General features: G+C 67.6%; 19 protein-coding genes and 1 pseudogene. 3 read left to right on the top strand and 17 right to left on the bottom strand.

What is annotated here, in order from left to right; genetic code table 11:
- Positions 1 to 54 precede the first annotated feature (54 nt).
- Positions 55 to 2,823 carry a GH92 family glycosyl hydrolase gene (locus JWQ81_RS11375; RefSeq protein WP_297540417.1) on the top strand — a complete coding sequence of 923 codons (2,769 nt, stop codon included), beginning with the start codon at positions 55 to 57 and terminating at the stop codon, positions 2,821 to 2,823.
- Between the two features lie 52 nt (positions 2,824 to 2,875).
- Here the strand turns inward: JWQ81_RS11375 and JWQ81_RS11370 are convergent, their stop codons facing one another.
- The 4 genes from JWQ81_RS11370 to JWQ81_RS11355 all read right to left on the bottom strand — a co-directional run bounded on the left by JWQ81_RS11370 (position 2,876) and on the right by JWQ81_RS11355 (position 5,512).
- A complete protein-coding gene (locus JWQ81_RS11370; protein WP_297540416.1) occupies positions 2,876 to 3,112 on the bottom strand; it encodes a hypothetical protein in 237 nt (78 codons plus the stop codon).
- Positions 3,113 to 3,220: 108 nt separating this feature from the next.
- The gene (locus JWQ81_RS11365; RefSeq protein ID WP_297540414.1) at positions 3,221 to 4,576 is read right to left on the bottom strand and encodes a ricin-type beta-trefoil lectin domain protein; all 1,356 of its coding nucleotides are present in this window, start codon (positions 4,574 to 4,576) and stop codon (positions 3,221 to 3,223) included.
- Positions 4,577 to 5,041: 465 nt separating this feature from the next.
- Positions 5,042 to 5,296: a hypothetical protein gene (locus JWQ81_RS11360; RefSeq protein WP_297540412.1), complete on the bottom strand. Its 255-nt coding sequence runs from the start codon at positions 5,294 to 5,296 to the stop codon at positions 5,042 to 5,044.
- A gap of 57 nt (positions 5,297 to 5,353) precedes the next feature.
- Positions 5,354 to 5,512, bottom strand: a complete 159-nt coding sequence (locus tag JWQ81_RS11355; RefSeq protein WP_297540410.1) for a helix-turn-helix domain-containing protein — start codon at positions 5,510 to 5,512, stop codon at positions 5,354 to 5,356.
- A 57-nt stretch (positions 5,513 to 5,569) separates the two neighbouring features.
- On the opposite strand from JWQ81_RS11355, the pseudogene JWQ81_RS11350 reads away from it, so the two are divergent.
- Positions 5,570 to 5,779, top strand: a pseudogene (locus JWQ81_RS11350) (peptide deformylase); the annotation flags it as partial.
- A gap of 1 nt (position 5,780) precedes the next feature.
- Here the strand turns inward: JWQ81_RS11350 and ligD are convergent.
- The 13 genes from ligD to JWQ81_RS11285 form a co-directional block, all read right to left on the bottom strand.
- Positions 5,781 to 6,707, bottom strand: coding sequence for a non-homologous end-joining DNA ligase (gene ligD / locus JWQ81_RS11345; protein ID WP_297540408.1), 927 nt, complete (start codon positions 6,705 to 6,707; stop codon positions 5,781 to 5,783).
- Between the two features lie 35 nt (positions 6,708 to 6,742).
- Positions 6,743 to 7,528 (bottom strand): DeoR/GlpR family DNA-binding transcription regulator, encoded by a 786-nt coding sequence (locus JWQ81_RS11340; RefSeq protein WP_297540406.1) that lies wholly within the window; start codon positions 7,526 to 7,528, stop codon positions 6,743 to 6,745.
- 222 nt (positions 7,529 to 7,750) lie between these two features.
- Positions 7,751 to 8,875, bottom strand: coding sequence for an N-acetylglucosamine-6-phosphate deacetylase (gene nagA / locus JWQ81_RS11335; protein WP_297540437.1), 1,125 nt, complete (start codon positions 8,873 to 8,875; stop codon positions 7,751 to 7,753).
- A 157-nt stretch (positions 8,876 to 9,032) separates the two neighbouring features.
- A complete protein-coding gene (locus tag JWQ81_RS11330) occupies positions 9,033 to 9,809 on the bottom strand; it encodes a DeoR/GlpR family DNA-binding transcription regulator (protein WP_297540404.1) in 777 nt (258 codons plus the stop codon).
- Positions 9,806 to 11,707, bottom strand: a complete 1,902-nt coding sequence (locus JWQ81_RS11325; RefSeq protein ID WP_297540402.1) for a DUF5107 domain-containing protein — start codon at positions 11,705 to 11,707, stop codon at positions 9,806 to 9,808. Before JWQ81_RS11325 ends, JWQ81_RS11330 begins: the two co-directional genes overlap by 4 nt.
- Positions 11,704 to 12,774, bottom strand: a complete 1,071-nt coding sequence (ugpC, locus tag JWQ81_RS11320) for a sn-glycerol-3-phosphate ABC transporter ATP-binding protein UgpC (protein ID WP_297540401.1) — start codon at positions 12,772 to 12,774, stop codon at positions 11,704 to 11,706. Before ugpC ends, JWQ81_RS11325 begins: the two co-directional genes overlap by 4 nt.
- Positions 12,775 to 12,792: 18 nt before the next feature.
- Complete coding sequence (locus tag JWQ81_RS11315) at positions 12,793 to 13,722, bottom strand: carbohydrate ABC transporter permease (protein ID WP_297540399.1); 930 nt, start codon at positions 13,720 to 13,722, stop codon at positions 12,793 to 12,795.
- Positions 13,723 to 13,739: 17 nt separating this feature from the next.
- Complete coding sequence (locus JWQ81_RS11310) at positions 13,740 to 14,702, bottom strand: carbohydrate ABC transporter permease (protein ID WP_297540397.1); 963 nt, start codon at positions 14,700 to 14,702, stop codon at positions 13,740 to 13,742.
- Positions 14,702 to 16,120 carry an ABC transporter substrate-binding protein gene (locus JWQ81_RS11305; protein ID WP_297540395.1) on the bottom strand — a complete coding sequence of 473 codons (1,419 nt, stop codon included), beginning with the start codon at positions 16,118 to 16,120 and terminating at the stop codon, positions 14,702 to 14,704. The genes JWQ81_RS11310 and JWQ81_RS11305 overlap by 1 nt, the downstream gene beginning before the upstream one ends.
- Before the next feature lie 162 nt (positions 16,121 to 16,282).
- A complete protein-coding gene (locus JWQ81_RS11300; RefSeq protein ID WP_297540393.1) occupies positions 16,283 to 17,146 on the bottom strand; it encodes a class II fructose-bisphosphate aldolase in 864 nt (287 codons plus the stop codon).
- A 16-nt stretch (positions 17,147 to 17,162) separates the two neighbouring features.
- A complete protein-coding gene (locus JWQ81_RS11295; RefSeq protein WP_297540391.1) occupies positions 17,163 to 18,071 on the bottom strand; it encodes a 1-phosphofructokinase family hexose kinase in 909 nt (302 codons plus the stop codon).
- Positions 18,068 to 18,982, bottom strand: coding sequence for an ROK family protein (locus JWQ81_RS11290; RefSeq protein ID WP_297540389.1), 915 nt, complete (start codon positions 18,980 to 18,982; stop codon positions 18,068 to 18,070). Before JWQ81_RS11290 ends, JWQ81_RS11295 begins: the two co-directional genes overlap by 4 nt.
- A gap of 2 nt (positions 18,983 to 18,984) precedes the next feature.
- On the bottom strand, positions 18,985 to 19,866 hold the full coding sequence (locus JWQ81_RS11285) for a sugar isomerase (protein ID WP_297540387.1): 882 nt from the start codon (positions 19,864 to 19,866) through the stop codon (positions 18,985 to 18,987).
- A 239-nt stretch (positions 19,867 to 20,105) separates the two neighbouring features.
- Here JWQ81_RS11285 and JWQ81_RS11280 point away from each other — a divergent pair, with 239 nt between their 5' ends.
- A complete protein-coding gene (locus JWQ81_RS11280) occupies positions 20,106 to 22,262 on the top strand; it encodes an NEW3 domain-containing protein (protein WP_297540385.1) in 2,157 nt (718 codons plus the stop codon).
- Positions 22,263 to 22,291 lie beyond the last annotated feature (29 nt).

Below are 22,291 nucleotides of genomic sequence, written 5' to 3'. Positions count from 1 at the left end.
AAGTACCCGACACGTGCTGATGACAACGATGTCAGCAGAAAACGAGGCGGGTAGATGTTCTCACTTGTCCGAAAGCGCCGAAGCCCGCTCTCGAAAGCGTTGGTCATGGCCACGGTCGCGCTCAGTGCGAGCGCGGCGATCCTGGCGTGCGAATCCGGTCTCGCGGCCGCGACGACGTCGCCCAAACTCGTGAGCGATCCGACGACCTACGTAGATCCCAAGATCGGCAACACCGAGGCGGGCACGACCTGGCCCGGCGCCTCCCGGCCGTTCGGCATGGCGGAGAACAGCCCTGACACCCGCACGAACTCCTACACTTCCTACGACTACGGCGATTCGTCGATCCTCGGGTTCAGCCAGGAGCACCTGTCCGGGGTCGGCTGCCAGATCACCGGCGACATCAAGATCATGCCGACGCTCGGCCAGGTGACCTCCACCGCGCATGCGGCCACGGCGTCTTCGTTCTCCCACACCAACGAGGTCGAGCGGCCGGGCTACTACTCGGTGAAACTCGACGCGCACGACATCCAAGCCGAGCTGACGTCGACCGAACGCGTCGGCTACGACAGGTTCACCTACCCCGCCGGCACCGCCGACGCCAAGCTGCTGATCAACGTCGCGGACGGCAATGGCACGGTGTTCGACAGCCATCTCACCGTGGTCGACTCCACCACCATCCAGGGCTACGCCACCGGTGGGAACTTCTGCGGCGAGACCGGGAGCGACCGCTACACCATCTACTTCAGCACCAAACTTTCGCAGCCGATGACCGGATACTCTACTTGGGACGGTCGCGGTGGGACTCCGACAGCAGGCAAGGCGGACGCCTCCGGTGGTGCGCTGCTGTCGTTCGACGGCGTGACCTCCCAACCGCTGACGACGATGACCGGCATCTCCTACTCGTCCGTCGAAGGCGCGCAACGCAACCGCCTCGCGGAAACTGCCGCACAGCACGGAACCAAGAACTTCGACACGGTCGTCAACGAATCGCACACAGCGTGGAAGGACGAGCTGCGCCGCGTCGACGTCGCGAGCAGCTCGACCGACGACCTCACGACGTTCTACACCGCGCTCTATCACGGGTTGCTGCATCCATCGCTGGCTTCCGACGTCGACGGCACCTACCAGGGCTTCGACCACGCGCTGCACAATGCAGGCCCAGGACACAGCTACTATCAGATGCTTTCCTTGTGGGACACCTATCGCGCGCAGAACCAACTGGTCGCCATGCTGGAACCCCAACGAGCCACCGATATCGCTCGGTCCATTTTGGACATCGCCCAGCAGGGCGGCTGGCTGCCGAGATGGGCGCTGGGGCAGAGCGAAACGAACGTCATGAGCGGTGACCCGGTCACCGCGTTCATCGTGACGCTGTATTCGCGGGGTCTGCTCGATCACACACTCGCGACTCAGTTGTACGCCGAGTTGTGGAAGAACGTGAACAAGGTGCCGCCGGCGGCCGAGCAGGCCCGGGGTCGCGACGGCAACCCGACGTACGTCAAGAACGGGTACATCGGTTACCAGAATCTGAGCGGCCCGAAGTTCGGTGACACGCGCCAGGCCGGCTCAGCCACACTCGAATACGCCTACTCCGACTGCGCCCTCGCGACCATGGCCGCCGGGCTCGGCAAAACCGACCAGGCGAACACCCTTCGCAACCGCTGCGACAACGTCGTGAACGAGTGGAACCCGACCTTGACGTCGAAGGGTTTCACCGGTTTCCCGCAGGCGAGGGCGGCCGACGGCAGCTGGGTCGGCGACCCCGATCCGGCGAAGAGCGCCGGGTTCCACGAGGGCACCGGCTGGCAGTACCAATGGCTCGTCCAGCAGGATCCGCAGACGTTGTTCCGGCTGATGGGCGGCCCAGCGAGTGCCGAACAGCGGCTCGACACCTTCTTCACCACTCCGGACGTCCTGGCGCACCCGTCGACGGCGGCGAGCAAGGACTGGGTGATCGGCCCGTACGCCTACACCAACGCGTTCGCGTTCAACCCCAACAACGAGCCCGACCTGCACACGCCGTGGATGTACTCGTGGACGTCGAGCCCGTGGAAGACCTCGGCGATCCTCCGCGCCGGACGGCAGCTGTTCACCGACTCGCCGACCGGGATGCCCGGCAATGACGACCTCGGCACCATTTCGTCGTGGCTGGTGTTCGGGATGCTCGGCATTTTCGAGGCGCAGCCGGGCTCGGGCAACTTCGAGGTGACCGCGCCGATGTTCGACAGGTCCGTCATCACCCCGAACGGCGGCAAGTCGACGACGATCAGTTCACCGGGCGGGAGTTCGACGACGCTGCAGTACGTCGCCGGGGTCAAGGTCGACGGCGTCGATCAGGGCACCCGCAGCTGGCTCGCGAACAAGGACCTGCTCGCGGCGAAGAAGATCGACATCGCCACGATCACGAATCCGGCCACGGCGACCTGGGGATCCCACGTCGCCGACCAGCCGCCCGCGCTCGGCACCGGCAGCAGCCGGCTGATCACGTCCGCCGGTCCGGTGACGGTGTCCGCGGGCGGCGCGGCGGCCCTGACGGTCACCGCCTTCGGCACCGGCGCGACGACGTCGAACGCGGTGTACGAACTGAAGCTGCCGAAGGGCATCACCGCGCCGCTGTCCTCGGGTGGTTCGGCGGGCACCGGGATCATCTCCGGAATCCCTTCCGGGGGAACGGCTTCGCGCACGGTGACCCTGCACGCCGGCGCCGGCGTGGCGCCCGGCACCTACCAGGTGTCGGTGACGGCCACCGCGGACAACACCGGCCTACGCTCGGCCCCGGCGCTCGCCACCATCACCGTCACCGCTGCGGCTCCCGCCGCTTAGTGATCTGTTGCGCCAGAGAGCCCTAGTCGCCATGTCGTGGCCACGGCCTGGCTCACTTCGGCAGGGCTCTCGTGGCGGCCGCGAGCCCGATCCCGACCACGGCCAGCACGATCCCGGCCACCAGGAGGCCGGTCACGGCGAGCGCGACTCCCACCCCGGCGAAAAGGACGAAACCGAGCCGCGCACCTGCCACGGCGAGGCCCGCGAGCAATGCCAGCTCGGTGAGAAACCTCAAGAGCAGTACGACGGCGGCGAGACCGCTCGGGCTGTCGACCTTCTCGGACGTCATCGGCGAAGCCTACGCATCGGGTACGACAGTGGAGGCCTCTTTCCCGGCAAATGCCGGGAAAGAGGCCTCCGCTTCCAGCGTCCGGTCAACGCTGACCGGGGCCGCCGATCAGGTCAGGGTCCATTGCTGGTTCGCGCTGCCGGCGCAGGTCCAGATCTGCAGCAGCGTGCCGTTCGCGGAGCTCTGGCCGGTCGCGTCGAGGCACTTGCCCGACACAGGGTTCACCAGCTGGTTCGACGAGTTGTGCGTCCACTGCTGGGCACCGGTGCCGTTGCAGTCGTAGAGCTGGACCTTCGTACCGTTGGCGGTCCCGGCGGCGTTGATGTCCATGCACTTGCCGAGCGACTGCAGCGTGCCACCGGACGACGCCCACTTCTGCGCATTGGTGCCATTGCAGTCGTAGAGCTCGATGGCCGTGCCGTTCGCGGCGTTGGCGCCGGTGACATCGACGCATTTGCCGCCGATTCCGGTGATCGAACCGCCGGGCGGGGGCGGCGGCGGGGTCGTACCGCCGCCGGTGATGGCGTTGAAGATGCGCGAATAGGCGTAGCCGGTGGGCTTGTCGTAGAAGTCGATTTCCCAGAAGGAAAGCTCGGCGACGCCGTTCGTGGCGGCAAAGCTCTCCAACGTCTGGGCGTCGGACTGGCTGAAGAACTCGTTGTCGTCGTTCTGGCCCGCGATCGGGGTAAGGCCCATCATTCCGTAAGCCGCCGCCGTCGAGATGCCATAGAGGCCGGCGAGCTGGCCGGCCGTCGCCCTGGCCCCGGACAAGGCATCGTTCAGCGCGTTCTGGCCGTTACCGAAGTCCATCGTCATGAGGTTGACGACGCTGACCTTGACGCCCTTCGCCTTGGCGTCCTGGAGCAAGCCCATCTCCTCCCCAGGCAGCCCGTTCGGGGCGACGGCGAGGGTGAAGTCGACCTGGACGGCCGGGTTCTGGGCCTGCAACGCGGCCAGCGCCGAGTCGCGGCGGCTGGTGGACCCGGTGTCACCGAGGACGCCACCCTCGATGTCGAAGTCCAGGCGGTTGGTGCCGTAGGAATTGACCACGTTGGCATAGGCCGCGGTCAGGCTCGACGTGGTGGTACAGGTCTGGGCGAGCTCGCCGCCCGCAGCACCGCCGAAGGACGGGATGACGTTGCCGCCTGCCGCCTGCAGCGCGCTGATCTGCGACTTGAACGAGCCGACGCCCGTACCGTTGGCCTCCCAGACCGGTGTACAACCGGACTGCGGGGTCAGGAAGGCCAGCGTGAAGAACTTCGTGCCGGTGGCGTTCATGTCGGTGCTCATGTCGCCGGCCGTGCCATCACTGATCTGCAGATAGGGGGCCGAGTAGTGGGCGGGGAAAGCCGCGCCGGCGAGCGGGGCCGCCTCGCTGACGCCGGGGGTGAGGCCGATGATCGCAGCGCCCGCCACGACCGGCAAGGCCGCTATGGCGAGCGCTCTGATTCTGTTTGTGCGCATGGTAAATCTCCTGGGGGGACCGGAGTGCGAGCAGGTCACGACCGGCTTCCCGCCGCGGAGACCGGATCGACGGTCGCCACTGCCGGCGGTGGGCCGAAGAACGGCATGGCCGAACAATCGAGCTGGTAAATTCAGTTGCGGTGCGTAGGTGAGTTACCGACTTAATCCTAGCTGTGAAGAAAGTTATACCCCGTTAGTCCGCCACCTGGCAATGGGTTCTTCACCGATGACGATGCGTCACCACTACCGACCGTGAAACTGGTACAGACCACTCACTCATGTTGGTACATCGGCGGTTCAGCGCTCAACCAAAGACCAGCGTGGACAGTCGGAAAACCCAGGCGGGAAGACCGTTTTATCCGTTAAGTCGGAATACCTACCAAAGTAGTAAACAATGTTCTGTTAGCGCAACGGAGTGAATTCTTCCGACGGCCGTTAACCGGACATCGATCTCTTTGCCAGCGCTTACCGGGAACTCTCAGTAAGCAACGGAAACAGGCGGACGACGGCCGCGACAGGCCGAGCACCAGTGGCCGGCCGGCGGGCCCGGCTCTCGTAGTCCTCGACGACGTCACGGATCGACCGAGCCATCGCCACGAACTCGGCCGGCGAGAGGTACACGACCGCATTGAACGTCTCGTCACGCTGCCAATCCGGCGGCGCCTGCTCGCGATGGGACAGCCATTGCTGGTAGCTCTCGTCTTCCAGCTCCCTGGACACCGTCTCGAACCCCGAAGGCTCCGGCTCCCCCGGCCGTTCCCAGCGCAGCCGCCACGATCATGCCCGGCCGCCGGTCCGCGGGACCACTTCGATCAGCCCGTGCCGGGCGAGTTGCCTCAGGTGGAACGAACACACCCCGGAACTGTGGCCCAGCTTGCGGGCGGGTTCCGTCGACGTCACCGTCCCGACCTCGGCGAGCAGATCCAGCAGCGCCACGCGCACCGGATGGCTCGGCAGCATCGACAGGCTCGGCGTGGGAGACGGCTCGGGCTTGGGCAGGACAAGGACGGCAAGCCACTGGTCATCGAAGGCCGCGGCTACTTCGCGCGCTGCCTGCAGCACGAAACCGACCACCTCTATGGCGGGCTCTACCTGGACCGGCTTCCCCAACGGCAGCGCAAGCAGGCGCTGCGCGAGATGGACGAACTCCGCGACTCGGTCTTCGCCCGCCGCGCCGAACTCGCCGAGTCACTGCGCGGCTGAGCTACTCCAGGCCGTCCCGGTCCGCCCAGTCCAGCAGAGTGTCCAATGAGTACACGGCGTCGTCGATGCCGGCGTGCAGGTCGCCCAGCTCCGCGAACCTGGCGGGCACGGTGGCGATGGTGCATTCGCGCGGCTCGACGTCGTCGATCTCATCCCAGGTGATCGGCGTGGACACAAGCGCCTCAGGCACGCCGCGGACCGAGTACGCGCTGGCGATCGTGTGGTCGCGGGAGTTCTGGTTGTAGTCGACGAACACTGTGGACGGATCGCGGTCCTTCCGCCACCACTCGGTCGTCACGAGGTCGGGCGCACGCCGCTCGACCTCACGCGCAAACGCCAGCGCGGCCCGGCGCACCTCGGGAAACCCCCACTGCGGCCGAATCCGCACGTAGATGTGCAGGCCACTGCCACCGGACGTCTTCGGCCAGCCGACGGCACCCAGCTCGTCGAGCACCTCGTGGGCGACCTTGGCCACGCGGCGGACGCTGTCGAATGGACAGTCGGGCATCGGGTCGAGGTCGATCCGCCATTCGTCCGGGTGCTCGGTGTCGGCCTTGCGGGAGTTCCACGGGTGGAACTCCACAGTGGACATCTGCACCGCCCACACCACGCCGGCCAGCTCGGTGACGCACAGTTCGTCGGCGTGCCGCCCGGACGGGAAGTCCACGCGGACGGTCTCCAACCAGGGCGGCGCCCCGTTCGGAACCCGCTTCTGGTGGACCTTCTCCCCGGCGACGCCGGTCGGGAAACGGTGCATCATGCACGGCCTGTCCCGCAGCGCCCGCACGATCCCGTCACCGACCGAGAGGTAGTACCGCGCGAGATCGAGCTTGGTCTCGCCGCGGGCCGGGAAGTACACCCGGTCCGGACTGGACAGCCGGACCATCCGGTCCCCCACCTCGAGCTCGACAGCGGAATCCTTCGCCATCGCCCCAACCTAACCCAGATCCGGGCTGGAGCGCGCTAAACGACCAGGACGGTGACGCCGGCAGACTCGAAGGCACGGAGGACTTCGGCGTCGGCGGCGGTATCGGTGACCAGGGTGTCGACCCGGTCCATCGGGCAGATCTGGGCGAAGGCACGACGGCCGAGCTTGGAGCTGTCGGCCACCGCGATCACCCGTTGGGCCCGGTCCACCATCAGGCGGTTGATGCTGGCTTCGCCCTCGTGGTGGGCGGCCGCGCCGAAAACCGGGTCGATCGTGTCGACGCCCAGGACGAGGACGTCCATGGTCAGCTCACCCAACACCAGCGTCGCGAGCGGGCCGCTGAGTTCGAAGGACTGAGGGCGGGCGACGCCGCCGGAGACGACGGTCTTCACGCTGGGGCGCACCGCCAGCTCGTTGGCGATGTTGAGCGCGTTGGTGACCACGGTCAAGCTCGGCTCGTCGCCGCGCGTGCCCAGGTCCGGGCGCATGACCAGGGCGCGGGCGACGCCGGTCGTGGTGGTGCCGCCGTTGAGGCCGACCACCGTGCCACGCTCGATGAGCGCCGCCGCGGCCGTGCTGATCCGCTGCTTTTCGGGCGCGTTGCGCGCGGTCTTGTAGCGCAGCGGGAGGTCGTAGGCGATGTCGTTGGCCACCGCGCCACCCCGGGTGCGAGTCAGCAGCTGCTGCTCGTCGAGGTGGTCGAGGTCCCGGCGGATCGTCGCGGCGGACACGTCCAGCTCGGCCGCGACCTCCTCGACGTCGATCTTTTCCCGCTGCCCCAGCATGTCCAGCAGCAGGCTCAACCGTTCGTGCCGGGCCATCGGTGCTTCTCCCACTCTCGTGTGCGCAATCCTTCTGCTCGGACGAAGCGCAGCGATAGTAGGAAATCCTGGCACATCAGGCGAGCTGGGCCACAGCCTACCCGCAAAACCGTGCACATTAGCGACTCATTTCACGCATCTTGCTGCACGGTCAGGGCTCGTGAGTGTTCCGGCACGCCCGGGTGCGGGTGTCCCGCAGGACACCGTAAGCGGCCGGAACACTCACGAGAACGTGACCCACTCGCCGCGTCGCAGGACCCTCGAAGGCCGCAAGTCCGCGTCGAGGACGACGAGGTCGGCGGAGAGTCCCGGACGCAGCGCCCCGACGCGATCGCTGATCCCGAGCAGCTCAGCAGGCTTCCCGGAGGTCGCGTGCACGGCATCGAGGAGGTCGAGCCCGGCCCCGAGCACGAGATTGCGGAACGCGACGTCCATGGTCAACGTGCTCCCGGCCAGCGAACCGTTGCGCGCGAGGGTGGCGACGCCGTCGCGCACGTCGACCTTGAGTCTGCCCAGAACGTAACTGCCGTCCGGCGCGCCGGTCGCGGACATCGCGTCGGTGATGAGCACCGTGCGTCCGCGCCCGGCGTGCTTCGCGGCGAGCCGAACGATGGTGGGATGCAGGTGGACGAGGTCACAGATCAGTTCCACGGTGACTCGCGGGTCTTCGAGCAGCACGCCGATCGGGCCGGGCTCGCGGTGATGCAGCGGGCGCATGCCGTTGAACAGGTGCGTCGCGACCGTCGCCCCGGCGTCGAGAGCGGGCCGGATCTGCTCCTCAACGCCGTCGGTGTGCCCGAGCGCGGCGATCACCCCGGCTTCGGCGAGCTGGCGGACGGCCTTGACCCCGCCTGGCAGCTCCGGGGCGAGCGTCACCATCCGCACGGAACCGCCGCCCGCGGCCAAAAGTGCCGCGACCGTCGCCGAATCGGGCTCGCGCAGAGCCGCGGGATCATGCGCGCCGCACCGAGCCTTCGAGATGAACGGGCCTTCGAGGTGGATCCCGGCCAACTCGCCATCGTCGACGAGCTCGCGCAGGGCGGCGATCTGCGAGCGCAGGACCGGCACCGGATCGGAGACCAGGCTCGCCAGCAACGTCGTTGTGCCGTGACGCCGATGTGTCCGAACGGCACTCAACGCGGCGGCGGGATCGGTGCTGGAAAAGGATCCGCCGCCACCGCCGTGGTTGTGGATGTCGACGAACCCCGGCACGACCAGCGCGCCCTCGACGTCGACCTGCTCCCCCGGCGGCGGTGGCCCGGTTCCGACTTCGGCGATCAACCCGCCGGACACCGCGACCCAGCCGTCCGCCACCTCGTCGGTGACGATCAGCCCGCCCGTCAGCACGAACCCTTCACTCACTACTTCGTCCTCCCATCCTGTCAACTTCATTGCACACGCTGGTTATTGCGCGTGCAATGACCCTTCGGGGCCACTCTTGTGGCGTTGAACGCCACTGGGGTGGCCCCGAGGGGTCCTTTGGTGACGTCACAGCGGCCGCCCATCAGACTGCGTGGAGGGTGACGCCGGAGGCGGTGAAGCGCGCGGCGAGGGCTGCGGGAACGTCGGCGTCCGTCACGACGACGTCAACGGCGCTGATCGGGCAGATGGCGGCGAACGCCCGCCTGCCGAGCTTCGACGAGTCCGCGGCGACGACCACGCGCGACGCCCTCCCGGCCATCAGCCGGTTGATGTTCGCCTCGCCCTCGTGGTGCGCGAACGCCCCGGCTTCGGGGTCGAGCGCGTCGACGCCGAGTACCAGCAGGTCGAGCGAGATCTCGCCGAGCACCCTGGTGGCCAGCGACCCGGTCAGCTCGGACGACTGCGTGCGCGCGACGCCGCCGGTGACGACCAGCTTGATGTTCTGCCGCACGGCGAGTTCGTTCGCGATGTTGAGCGCGTTGGTCACCACGGTCAGCATCGGCCCGCGCGCGAGGTCGCCGCGGGCTATCAGCGCGCGGGCGACTTCGGTGGCCGTGGTGCCGCCGTTCATCCCGATCACCGCGCCCGGCCGCGCGAACTCGGCGACAGCCTGCGCGATTCGCGACTTCTCCAAGGCCTGACGTGCGGTTTTGTACCGCAGCGGGAGGTCGCTGGACGCCACCGTCGACACCGCGCCGCCGCGGGTTCGGGTGAGCAGCTGCTGCTCGGCGAGATGGTCGAGGTCCCGGCGGACGGTCGCCGAGGACACCGCCAGCTCGACCACCAGGTCGTCCACCTCGACCTTGCCGCGCTCACCGACGATCCGGAGCAGCCCGCTGAGCCGCTCGTGCCTACTCACTCCGCCGACATCCGGAAGTCGTACCGCCCCGGCAGCGGACGGACTGCGCGGCCGACCTCGGCGAGGAGCTTCTGCGCGGCGACCCAGGTGTCGGACAGCGACGTCTCCCCCTCCCGCACATCGGCGACGTCGAAGCCGGCGTCGAAGATCGCCAACATGCCGTCGACCTCGCCCAACGCCAGCCGAGCGCGTGCCTCCAGCAACCGGATTCGGCCCAGTGCCCGGATTTCCGGCTGCAGTCGTTCGATCAGTTCAAGCGCGCGCTCCGGGACCTGCGCGGCGATCGCCTCGACGGCCAGTGCGGGAACGTCCGGAGCGAGTTCCAGCGCGCGCCGGTACAGCTCCGGCGACTCGGTCGCGATCGCCAGATTCCTGAGCGCCCAAGGATTCTCCGCAAGTTCGACGGACTCGCGCCACGCGGCGACGGCGTCCTCACGCTCACCGGCACGCCATCGGGCGACGCCGTGGTGATACGACGTCGCCCAGCCCGCCGGCGCGTATTCGAGCAGCTCACGCCAGTACTTGTTGACCAGCGTCCCGCCCGGCGCGACAGCCGGGTCTCCGCCGAACGGCTCACCTTCGAGCAGCGCCAGCCAGGGCGCCTGCTCCGGGCCCATGGTCTCCGGGGCGAACGGGATCCCGGGCAGGCTCGTGAGCATCCGGTGCAGCTCCAGCGCGCCCCAGCCCGAACCCTCGTAAAGTGGCTTTCGCGGTTCAGCTTCGGCAACCGTGCGCCACGCGGCGAGCAGCCCTTCGAAGGTCGGCCCGTCCGGCAGGCGACGACGTACTTCGGCCTGCGCCGCTGCCCAGTCGGAACCGTGCACGACCGACGACCGCGCCCGCACGGGACCGTAGGCCTCCAGCCAGTCCCACTCCTCGCCCGCGGGCAGCCGCAGGTGTTCGAGCTGCGTCCGCGCCAGGCCGGCCTGGATTTCCAAGTAGCCTTCCGCACCCGGCGACAGCCAGTCCTGCCAACGCCGTCCGCCCGCGGATTCGCCCCACACGAACAGTTTCCGCCCGCGTTGACGACTCGTGGACACCTGCGCCAGACCGAAGCCGTCGCCGTCCACCGCGGCTATCCAGCGCCGCGACTCCTCGGGGATCTCGAAAAAGTAGTCCGCGGCACTACGATGTCGAGCCGGGTACGTCAGCTCGCGGTGGTGATGCTCGGGGACGCCGACGAGGTCGAGCCGCCCGCCATACCCGTAGTGCCAGGCACTGTCGGCCGGTGCCACCACACGGGTCCGCGGTGTCTGCTCGACCGCGATGTTCGACCACCAGTAAACCGGGACATCGTGGTCGTGCGGATTGCGAACCCGGACCCCGACCAGCAGGAAGTCCGAGCCGTCCGGGAGCCAGAAGTCCACCTGGTACGGCAGGTCGCGGGTGCGTTCCCACTCCCAGAGTCGCAGGATCGGTGTGCCGTCCGGGCCGCCGACCTCGGCCGCGTGCATCGGCGCGCAGGTCAACGTCGTATGCCCGGTGCTGCCGAGGTTCCACTCGACACCGCCGGCGAACCACGCGCCGCGCAAGGCCAGGTTCGCGGGCTGGAGAACCGGGTTTCGGTACAGCATTTCACGGTCGTCTTCCTTGCTGTACAACGAATACAGCCGCCCGCCGAGGGAAGGCAGAATCGTCGCGCGGACGTGGTCGTTCTCCAGCACCAACGCGGGCACCGAACGCTCGGTGCGTTCCCGCGTGTAGCCGTCCTGCAGCCGGCACGGCAGTACGGTGTCCAGCTGTCCATAGCCGAGGCCCTCGGCAAGGTCCGCCGGCAGCTCCTCGAGGTTGGCGACTTGCTGGACCTGCTCGGGTTTGACCAGCGGTGGCAACGGGTTCTCCGCACCGAGTTCCGCCACCGGCAGGACCAAGTCCTCCCGGTACAACCGCGTGGTCACAGCCGCTCCCCGCCGGCCGCGTCGAACAGGTGGACAGCGCCCGGTTTCGGCGACAGGCCGATCTTTTCGCCGCGCTGCCAGGACGCCATGCCAGGCGTGCGGACGGTCAGGATCTGATCGTCGTGGGTGCTCTTGCAGTACAGGTACTGGTCGCTGCCGAGCTCCTCGACCACCTCGACGACGGCCGTGATGCCGTCAGCCGCCTCGCCGACTTCCCACCCCTCGGGCCGGACGCCGACGACGATGTCCGCGCTGGTCAGCGCCGACCGCTGGGCAGGGGTGAGCGCCAGCCGCGTTCCGCCGACCAGCGCGCCTTCGGCGTCCACAGTGGTCTTGATCAGGTTCATCGATGGCGAGCCGATGAACCCCGCGACAAAGAGGTTGACCGGCCTGGCGAAGAGCCCGATCGGGGTGTCGCACTGCTGCAGCAGCCCGTCCTTGAGCACGGCGACCTTGTCCCCCATGGTCATCGCCTCGACCTGGTCGTGCGTGACGTAGATCGTGGTGATGCCGAGCCGCCGTTGCAGGGACGCGATCTGCGTACGGGTCTGGACGCGCAGCTGGGCGTCCAGATTGGAGAGTGGTTCGTCCATCAGGAACACACTGGGCTCGCGCACGATCGCGCGTCCCATCGCGACCCGCTGCCGCTGACCGCCGGAAAGCTTGGCGGGCTTGCGGTCGAGATACGGCGTGAGGTCGAGCAGCTCAGCCGCGGTTTTGACGCGCTCTGCCCGTTCGGCCTTGTTCATCTTCGCGATCTTGAGGTGGAAGCCGATGTTCTCGCCAACCGTCATATGCGGGTACAGCGCGTAGTTCTGGAACACCATCGCGATGTCCCGGTCCTTCGGCGGCAGGTTGGTGACGTCGCGGTCGCCGATGTGGATCTGGCCGTAGTCGACGCCTTCCAGGCCCGCGAGCATGCGCAGCGTGGTCGACTTGCCGCAGCCGGACGGCCCGACCAGCACCAGGAACTCGCCGTCGGCGACCTCCAGGTCGAGTCCGTCCACCGCGGGCCGGTCGACCCCGGCGTAGTACCGGGTCGTGTCGCGGAATGTCACTGTGGCCATGGGAAACCTTCCTTCGCGCTACTTGCCGGCGCCGAGGGTGAGGCCGGTGATGATCCGGCGGGCGAGCAGGAGGTAGAGCACCAGCATCGGGAGTACGACGATCGCGACCCCGGCGATCAGACCGCCGTATTCGGACTGATAGCTCGCGGCGCCATAGAACGTGAACAGCGCGCGGGACAACGTGAAGTCGGCCTGGTCACGAAGGAACACGATCGCCAGCAGCGTCTCGTTCCACAGCCCGATGGCGTTGAGGATCAACGCCGTGATCAGGCCACCGCGCGCGAGCGGGAGCATGACCGAGAAGAACGTCCGGGTCGGCGAAGCGCCGTCGATCGCCGCGGCTTCCTCGAGTTCGTCGGGTAGTGAACGGAAAAATCCGGTCAGGAGAAATACGGTGAACGGAATCGACAAAGCGACATAGATCAGGAACAAGCCGTACTGGTTGGCCAGGTGCGCTTTGCTCATCACCACGAACAGCGGGATGATCACCGTCTGGAACGGGACGCCCATGCCGATCGCGATCACGTTGGTGAGCCCGCCGGAACCGCGCACGCCGAGCCTGGTCAGCGCGTACGCCGCGGGCGCGGACACCCCGACGGTGACTACGGTGGCGATGCCGACCAGCACGACCGTGGTGATCACCGCGTCGCCGAACCCGGCGTTGTTCCAGGCGTAGACGAAGTTCCGGAACGGCTTGCCGACGTGGAACCACTGGTACGGCAGGGCGAACGGCTTGGTGAAGATCTCCACCGGCGTCTTGAACGAAGACGAGATCAGCCAGTACAGCACCAGCAGGTTGAACGCGGTGAACAGCCACACGACCGTCGAACCCAGCAGGCGGAACGGGCTGAACCGGCGCGAACCGGGCGCCGGGCGCGGTTTGCGCGGCGGCTTGCGCACCGGCTTCGCCGCGGCCGGCGGCGGCTTCAAGGTATCCACAGTGGACACAGCGGGCTCCTAGGCTCCTAGAACTGGATGGCGTCGCGCCGCATCAACCGGCGCAGCAGCAGGACGAGGACGGACACCAGCGCGATCATCGCCACCGCACAGGCACAGGCCGCGCCGAAGTCCGGCGTGCCGTTCGAGCCGAAGGTGCGGTCGAAAACGTAGATCCCGAGTGTCCACGCCTGGTTCGGCGGTGAATACGTGCCGGGGCCGGCCAGCACGAACACGAGCTCGAAGATCTTGAGCGCGTTGATCGTCCAGAGCACGCCCGCGACCCCGACGACGTCCCACGTCAGCGGCAGGGTGATGTTGCGGAACTTCTGCCACGGTGACGCGCCGGCGAGATCGGCATCCTCGTAGAGATAGGGCGGGATCCGGTCCACCGCGGCCATCAGGATGGTGATGAAGAAACCCGAACTGGCCCAGATGATCGACGCCGTCACCACCCACGTCACGTTCTGCGGCGCGAGGAACTTCGCCGCGCTCGCGCCGACGTGCTCCAGCAGATAGTTCGCGAGGCCCTGCTTGCCCGGCTGGTACTTGAACACGAACCCGAGGAACATGCCCAAGGCGACCGGCGCGACGATGTTGGGGAAGAACAGGATCGCACGGATCACCTTGCCGCCGCGCATGTCCCGCAGCACCATCGTGAACAGAAACGCCAGCAGGAACGTGCCGATCCCGCCGACGAACACGTAGATCAGCGTGTTGTGGAACGAGTACTGGAACGAGTCGCTCTTCCACATCTGGACGTAGTTCTTGACACCGTTGGCCTTCGGCGTATCGCCCGCGCCCGCCCAGCTGGTGAAGCTGAGGACGACGGTGGCGATCGTCGGCAACACCAGGAAAGCCAGGTACAGCACCAAAGCGGGAACCATGAACGGCCAGAACAGCCGACGCTTGCGGGACAGGTGCCCACCGCGCGTGCCGGTGGCACGGGGCGCTTTCGCGAACCGTGCCACCTCCACCGTGCGTGCTGCCATCAGCCCTGGTTCTTCCAGAAGTCGGCGCTCTTCGCGGCCAGCTGCGCGACGAACTGCTGCGGGGTCAGCTGCCCCTTGAGCAGGGCGAGATCGGCCGGGTCGAAGACATCGGTCTGCCAGTTGCCGCCGGCGATCGCGTCGATTCCGTCGTACTGCAGGACGTGCTCCTTCTTCGGGTCGTCCATGACGGTCTTGAGCTGCTTGAGGTCGTCGGGAACGGCCAAGTCGGTGCGCGGCACGAGGTTGTCCGCGACGGCCGGGATGCCGGAAAGGAGGTCCTTGTTGAGGAAGTAGGCGATGAACGACTTCGCCGCGTCGGCGTTCTTGGCCTTCTTGGTCACCGCGAACCCGATCGACATCTGCTCTACCGTGTCGTGCGTAGCGCCGTCCGGCATCGGGAACTGGAACGAGCCGTAGCTGATCTTCGTGCCGGAGCCCTGCTTGTCGAGGTACTCGCGGGTCTCGCTCGGCGCCCAGCTGCCGACGTAGAGGTAGTCGGAGTCGCCGTCGGCCCAGCGCTGCTGGATCTGGGGGAACTTCGCCGCGTCCCAGCCGTCGATGAAGTACTTCGGCAGTTTCGCGGTTTCCTGCGCGGCCTTGAGGAAGCCCGGGTCGGCGGTCCACGACTGCCCGGTCTTGTCGGAGGCCGCCTTGTTGAGCCCGCCCGCGCCGACGTACCGCTCGGCGAGCTGGGTGAAGAAGTACATGTTGTAGAACGGGATATCGCCGTCCTGGCTGATCGCCGCCTTGCCCGAGGCCTTCGCCTTGTCGAACAGGCCGATCAGGTCGGCCGTCGTCTTCGGCTGGGCGAAGTCCTTGACCTGATCTTTGTTGTACCACCAGGCGCTGCTCTGCAAGGTGTACGGGACCATGAAGTTGTGGCCCGACTTGTCCTTGTTCTGTGGGAAGTCGTACGAGCTCGGCGCCAGCACGTCCTTGACGGTCTTGTCGCCCTCGCCGACCTTCATGCCGAACACGTCGTCCACGCTCTGCGTGCCGCCAGGCGTCATGATCGCCGCGCCGACCTTGCTGACGTCCTGGTCGAACAGGTCGGGGACGTCGTCGGTGTTGAGCGCCGGCACCAGGTTCTGCGTGTACGCCTTGCGCCCCAGCCACTGCACGTCGACCTTGACCCCGGTCTTGTCCGTGAAGCACTTGAACGCCTTCTGCAGCACCTTGCCCTGCGGCTCGTCGGCGGTCCACATCGACCAGTAGGTGAACGACTTCGCCGAAGCCGCCGGCTTCGTGCCCACCTCCGGGCAGGGCGCGTTGAGGTACTGGTCGACGCCGGGCAGCGCGTTCTCACCGCTGCCCGCGCCGACGTCCCCACCGGACCCGCACGCCGCCAGGGTCAGGCCGAGGGCGGCAACCGCCGTCAGCGCGAGCGTTCTACCGGACCTGCCACGAGCTACCCGCATGGCCACCACCTGATCGAAGAGGGTTGAATGTGTCATTAAACGCTAAAGTGTCACAGCGTTGGTAATGTTACCGACAGTGCGCAGTTCTTGCGTGTTAGCGCGCAGTTTTGTTCTGTTCCGAGCATCTGTCAACATTATCGGCCCAAAGAAGCTGCGTAATCGTCATCTCGAGTCCAACTTGTGACTGACTTCCCGGGCCGACAGCACGCCCAGGAGCCGCCGGACCTCGGCGGTGACGGCTTCGCGGCCCGCACCCAGGTACCGGCGCGGGTCGACCTTGCCCGGATGCTCGCGCAGGTCGACCGCGGCCGCCGCGGTGAACACCTTGTTGAGCTGGGTGGCGATATTGATCTTCGTCATCCCCGCGTGGACCGCCGCGGCCAACCCTTCGTCGTCGACGCCGGAAGATCCGTGCAGTACCAACGGAACCGGTACCGCGGAGCGCAGCCGGGCGATGAGTTCGAAGTCCAGCGTCGCGTCACGCGTGAGCATCGCGTGCGAGCTGCCGACGGCTACCGCGAGCGCGTCGACACCGGTCGCGACGGCGAACTCCGCGGCGTCACCAGGGTCCGTGCGTGCTCCTGGCGCGTGGACACCGTCCTTGCCGCCGATCTCGCCGAGTTCGGCTTCCACCCAGACCTTCCGCGCGTGGCAGTACTCGACCATTTCCCGCGTCTCGCGAACATTGCCCAGATAGTCCAGTTTGGACGCATCGAACATCACCGAGCTGAAGCCGAGTTCGACGGCCTCTCGGACCAGGTCGGCGGACTCGGCGTGGTCGAGGTGCACGGCCACCGGAACCGGTGCCGCCCGCGCCGCGGCAAGCGCGGCTTCGCCGATCGGGGCCAGCGTGCCGTGATAGCGCACGGCGTTCTGGCTCAGCTGCACGATGACCGGTGTGCCGGCGAGCCGCGCGCCCTCGATGATCGCGGTGATGTGCTCGAGCTGGATGGCGTTGAACGCGCCGCACCCGCGACGCTGGGCCGCGGCCGGGCCGACGATGTCCCCAGTGGACACAAGAGGCATGGGAATTCCGTCCTGTTCATGGCCGCTGTACTCGGACAGCGGGAAGTTCGCGGAGGTAGTGGTCGAGATCGACGTCGCCGGCCAAGGGACCGAGCACGGCCGCGCAGGACAGGGCGACGGCCCGGCGGACGACATCGGGCCAGCAGCCGCCGCGGGCGAGTTCAAGGGCGATACCGGCAACCGCCGCGTCCCCGGCGCCGGTGCTGTTGCCACTCAGCGGCGCCGACGGTTTCGCCTGCCAGACACCGGATTCCGTGCAGGCAAGCAATCCTTCGGGGCCGAGCGAGACCAGCACTGCCCCAACGCCTGCCCCACACAGGTTCGCGGCGGCCTCGATCGGCTCGGCAAGCCCGGTGGCTTCGAACAGTTCTTCGGCATTGGGTTTCACGACACTGGGCCGGCCCGCAAGTCCTGCACGCAACGCCTCACCCGAGGTGTCGAGGACCGTGGGAATGCCGTCGGCAAGCCCAAGCAGCTCGGCGTAACCGTCAACGGGCGCCCCGGGCGGCAGACTTCCCGAGCAGACAAGGACGTCGGCCGAACCGACCAAGCCGCGGACGGCGTCGACGAACGCGGCCCACTCGCGCGTGTCCAGTTCGGGGCCGGGCTCGTTGAACAGCGTGACCGCGTTGTCCGTTGTGGACAGTACCGTCGTGGTGCGGCGCGTTTCCCCAGCGATCGGGACAAGCTCACCAGGCAGGTCGGCTTTCCTGAGCTCTCGGGTGAACTCGTCACCGGCAGCACCGCCCGCAGTGCCCACCGCGAGTGTCCTCGCGCCGACCGCGTGCAGTACCCGCGCGACGTTGATTCCTTTGCCGCCGGCCCGTCTGCGGATCTCCCGGACCCGGTGCACGGTGTCCGGGCGCAGCGCGTCGACGGTGTAGGTGACGTCGAGTGCGCAGTTGGGGGTGACGGTCAGGATCATGTGCCCACCAAGAGATCCGCGGCGAGCAACGCGGCGCCGAGGCAGCCGGCTTCGTCACCGAGCGCAGCCACTCGCAGCTCGGGTTTGCGCTGGAACGGCAGCTTTTCGTCGACCAGGGCACGCACTCGGCCGAGCAAGCCCTCGGCCGAGAACAGTCCGCCGCCGAGGACCACCACTTCCGGCGCGAGCAGCGACGCCAGGATCCGGATGCCTTGGGCGAGCCCGGCCATAGCCTCGCCGAGTACCTGCTCCGCGTCCGGATCCCCAGCCACGGCGGCCTCGATGACGGGGAGGCTGCCCTCGGCCGGCAGCCCGGTCCGTTCGGCGTAACGACGTCCGAGCGCGGACGCCGAAGCGATCGCCTCAAGACAGCCCGTCGCACCACAACCGCAGGTCAGAGCATGGCCGACGTCGATATGACCGAACTCCCCGGCCAGCCCGCCGGCCCGGTACGGGACGCCGTCGAGTACGAGCGCCGCCGCGATCCCGGTGCCGACCGGGACGAACGCCGCACTCGCGCACCCACGCGCCGCGCCGATCCGGTACTCCGCCAGGCCGCCTGCCGTGACGTCGTGGCCGAATGCGACCGGCACGGGCAGCCGCTCACGCAGCATGTCCCGCAACGGCGCGTCCCGCCAACCGAGGTTGGCTGAGAACCGGGCGATCCCGGCCTGTTCGTCGACGATGCCGGGCACCACCACCCCGGCCGCCCGCACGGGCCCGACAGCCGCCGTCAATTCGCCGACGAGCCGTGCGACCTGGTAGGCCACCGACTCCGCCGGGGAGCCGGAAAGTTCGGTCGCGGTCCGCGACCCGGCCACCAGCTCAGGTCGTTCACCAGCGGTTTCGTACACCGCTGCCTTGACCGTGGTGCCGCCGACGTCGATGGCGGCGACTAGTGTCGGGTGCATGGCTAGGAAAGCACCACGGAACGGGTGAGGCTTCGGGGGTTGTCCGGGTCCAGGCGCTTGCGCTCGGCGATGGCACCCGCGACCAGTTGCGCGCGCACGAGGTCGACAAGCGGGTCGAGTCCACTTTCGACGAACGTTCCGCCGGCGCGTCGGACGTCGGCGGCAAGCCCGTCGGGGGCGGTGCCGAACATCCAGGTCACGCGGCCCGGCTCGCTGATGCTGATCGGACCGTGGCGGTACTCCCAGGCGGGGTAGGACTCCGTCCAAGACAACGACGCTTCGCGGAACTTCAACGCGGCCTCGTTGGCCAGGCCCACCGACCAGCCCGTGCCGAGGAAGCTGAACTGCGTGGCGTCGACAAGCGCCTGGTCAAGGGGCTCGGCGAGCACCTGTTCAGCCTGCTCGATCGGCTTGCCGAGGTCCTCACCGAGATGAGCGCGCAGCACCGCCAGCGCGGTCGTGGCGAACCGTGTCTGCACGACCGACTGTTCATCCACAGTGGACAGATCCACTACGGCGTCGGCCGCCGCGGCGATCTCGGCGGGCACACCGGTGATGACGGTCGTCGGGCTGATCCCCCGCAGCTTCGCCAGCAGGGTGTGCACTTCGGTCGTGGTGCCGGACCTGGTCAGCGCGAGGACATGGTCGTAGCGGCGGCCGGAGGGGAACTCCGAGGCCGCGAAGGCGTCGGTCTCACCGAGGCCGGCGGACTCGCGCAGCACCGCGTAGGACTGGCCGATGAACCACGAGGTCCCGCAACCGACGATCGCGACCCGGCTGCCGGGCCGGGGCAACTTCTCGGCGAACTTCTCGGCGAGGGCCGGCGCCGCGCGCCAGCACTGGGGCTGGCTCGCGATCTCCTCGGCCATGAAAGAGCGGCTCATGAACTTCCCATCCGCGCAGAGGTCAAGTGCACAACGATCGCCACCCTAGATGCAGAATCTTGCACGGTCAACGCCCATTGAGAGCATTTGACGTCACTTTTCGTGCACGGTGTTGACCGCAGATGCACGCCATTCGGCCCTTGACCTCGCCGAAGCTGGCAGCCTACATTGCGCGTACTTGCTCTGAAAGACTTCACAACGAGCAGTATCTTGCATACCTCCCCTACTGAGGAGCACCTGTGTCAATTCAACGACGGCGTGACCTACGGGCCGCTCTGACCACGGGCGTCGCCATCGCGGCGCTCGTCATCCCCACCGTCCCCGCGTCCGCGGTACCCACCCAGGGTCGCGCGACCAACGACCCGTCCGGGCAGCTGACGCGGACCCCGCCGATGGGCTTCAACGACTGGGCCGGCTTCGAGTGCAACAGCCGGCTGAACGAGAAGTTGTTCACGGACACGGCCGACCAGATCGTCAAGCTGGGCCTGGACAAGCTGGGCTACAACTACGTCAACATCGACGACTGCTGGATGCAGCACGACCGCGACGCGCTGGGAAACCTGCAAGTCGACGCCACCCGCTTCCCGCACGGGATGAAGTGGCTCGGTGACTACATCCACAGCAAGGGCCTGAAGTTCGGCACCTACGAGGACGCCGGCTACAAGACGTGCCAGGGCGCGGCGGGCAGCTACGGCCATTTCCAGGCCGACGCCGACCTGTACGCGTCGTGGGGCATCGACTACCTGAAGCTCGACTACTGCTACCAGCCGACGGACGCCTTCCCCGGCAAGACCGACAGCCAAGTCGCGCAGATCGTGTACCACCAGGCCAGCGAGGCGCTGCTGAACACGGGGCGCCCCATAGTGTTCTCTGAGTCCGCGCCCGCGTATGTCTGCTGTACCGGCAAGGACTTCACCGACGAACTGAAGTGGCTGCCTGACGAAGGTCAGCTGTGGCGCTTCGGCAGCGACATCTACGACGCGTGGGCGAGCGTGCTGCAGAACTACGGCGAGGCCAACACTCCCGGCCTGCCCGCACACGGCGGTCCCGGGCACTGGAACGACGCCGACATGCTGGAGATCGGCAACGGCGGCATGACCACCGCCGAGTACCAGAGCCAGTTCAACGTCTGGGCGGAAATGGCGTCGCCGCTGCTGCTGTCGACAGACCTGTCGAAGCTCACACCCGAGCAGGTCGCCGTGGTCAGCAACCGCGATGTGATCGCGGTGGACCAAGACAAGCTGGGAGTGCAGGGCAAGATCGTCCAGTCCGGCACGGGCTACGACGTGTTGAGCCGCCCGCTGGCAAATGGTGACGTCGCCGTGACGCTGTTCAACAAGGGCGACACTGCGAAGACGATCAGCACCAATGGCAAGACCGTCGGGCTCGGCAGCGCGCCGTTCACGCTGAAGGACCTGGTGTCCAAAAAGGTCACGACGTCGGCCGGCACGATCGCGGCCAACGTCGCTCCACACGGGACAGTGATGTACCGGATCAGCAAGCACGCCTCGCCGGGTGCGGCACCGTCCGTGGCCGTGACGATCAGTAACCCGACACCGGGTGCGGGTTCGACTCCGGTGACAGTCACCGTCGCCGACAACGGCACGCAGTCCATCAACGACCTCGACGTGAAGCTGACCGGCCCAGCCGACTGGAAGATCATCCCGGGCACGCAGAGTGTCCGCACGGTCGATGCGGGGCGGAGCCGGAGTGTCACCTTCGGCGTCACTGTGCCGCCACCGCCGCCAGGCAAGGCGTCGAACACCTTGACCGCGGCAGCCACGTACCGCGCGGGCAGGACGCACGACAGCATTGGCGCGCAACAGACCTTGATCACCAACACGCCGTACGCCTCGCTCGCGCAGGCGACGAACAACGTGGCAATCACCGACGAGTCGACCACCGCGCCCGGCAACTTCGACGGTGACGGCGACAGCTACTCGGCGCAGGCACTGGCGGCCGCCGGCGCCGCACCGGGCGCGACAGTGACCCACAACGGCGTCGCGTTCACCTGGCCGTCGGCCGCGGCGGGCTCGAAGGACAATGTGGTGGCGGACGGACAGATCGTCACGATGTCCGGCCAGGGCTCGAAACTGGCCTTCCTCGGCGCGGAAGCGGGCGCCACCACCGGCACGGTGACCGTCACCTACACCGACGGGACGTCGAGCACCGGCACGTTGGGCTTCCCGAACTGGTGCTGCACCGACCAGAAGGCCTACGGCGCGGAGCCCGCGATCGCCACGGACCACCGGAACACGCCGAGCGGACCGGCCAACCAGGGCACCGCCTACGACGTCTTCTACAACTCGATCCCCATCACCGCAGGAAAAACCATCGCTGCCGTGACCCTCCCCTACACTCCCGCAATCCACGTCTTCGCCGTCACCGCGGCTTAGGCCGGGGGCGGGTCAAGGACCCCTCGGGG

The sequence above is a fragment of the Amycolatopsis sp. genome (assembly GCF_025464955.1).
Lineage (GTDB): Bacteria > Actinomycetota > Actinomycetes > Mycobacteriales > Pseudonocardiaceae > Amycolatopsis.
The sequence above is the reverse complement of the archived record's forward strand: the minus strand, read 5'-3'. Positions and strand labels throughout refer to the sequence as shown.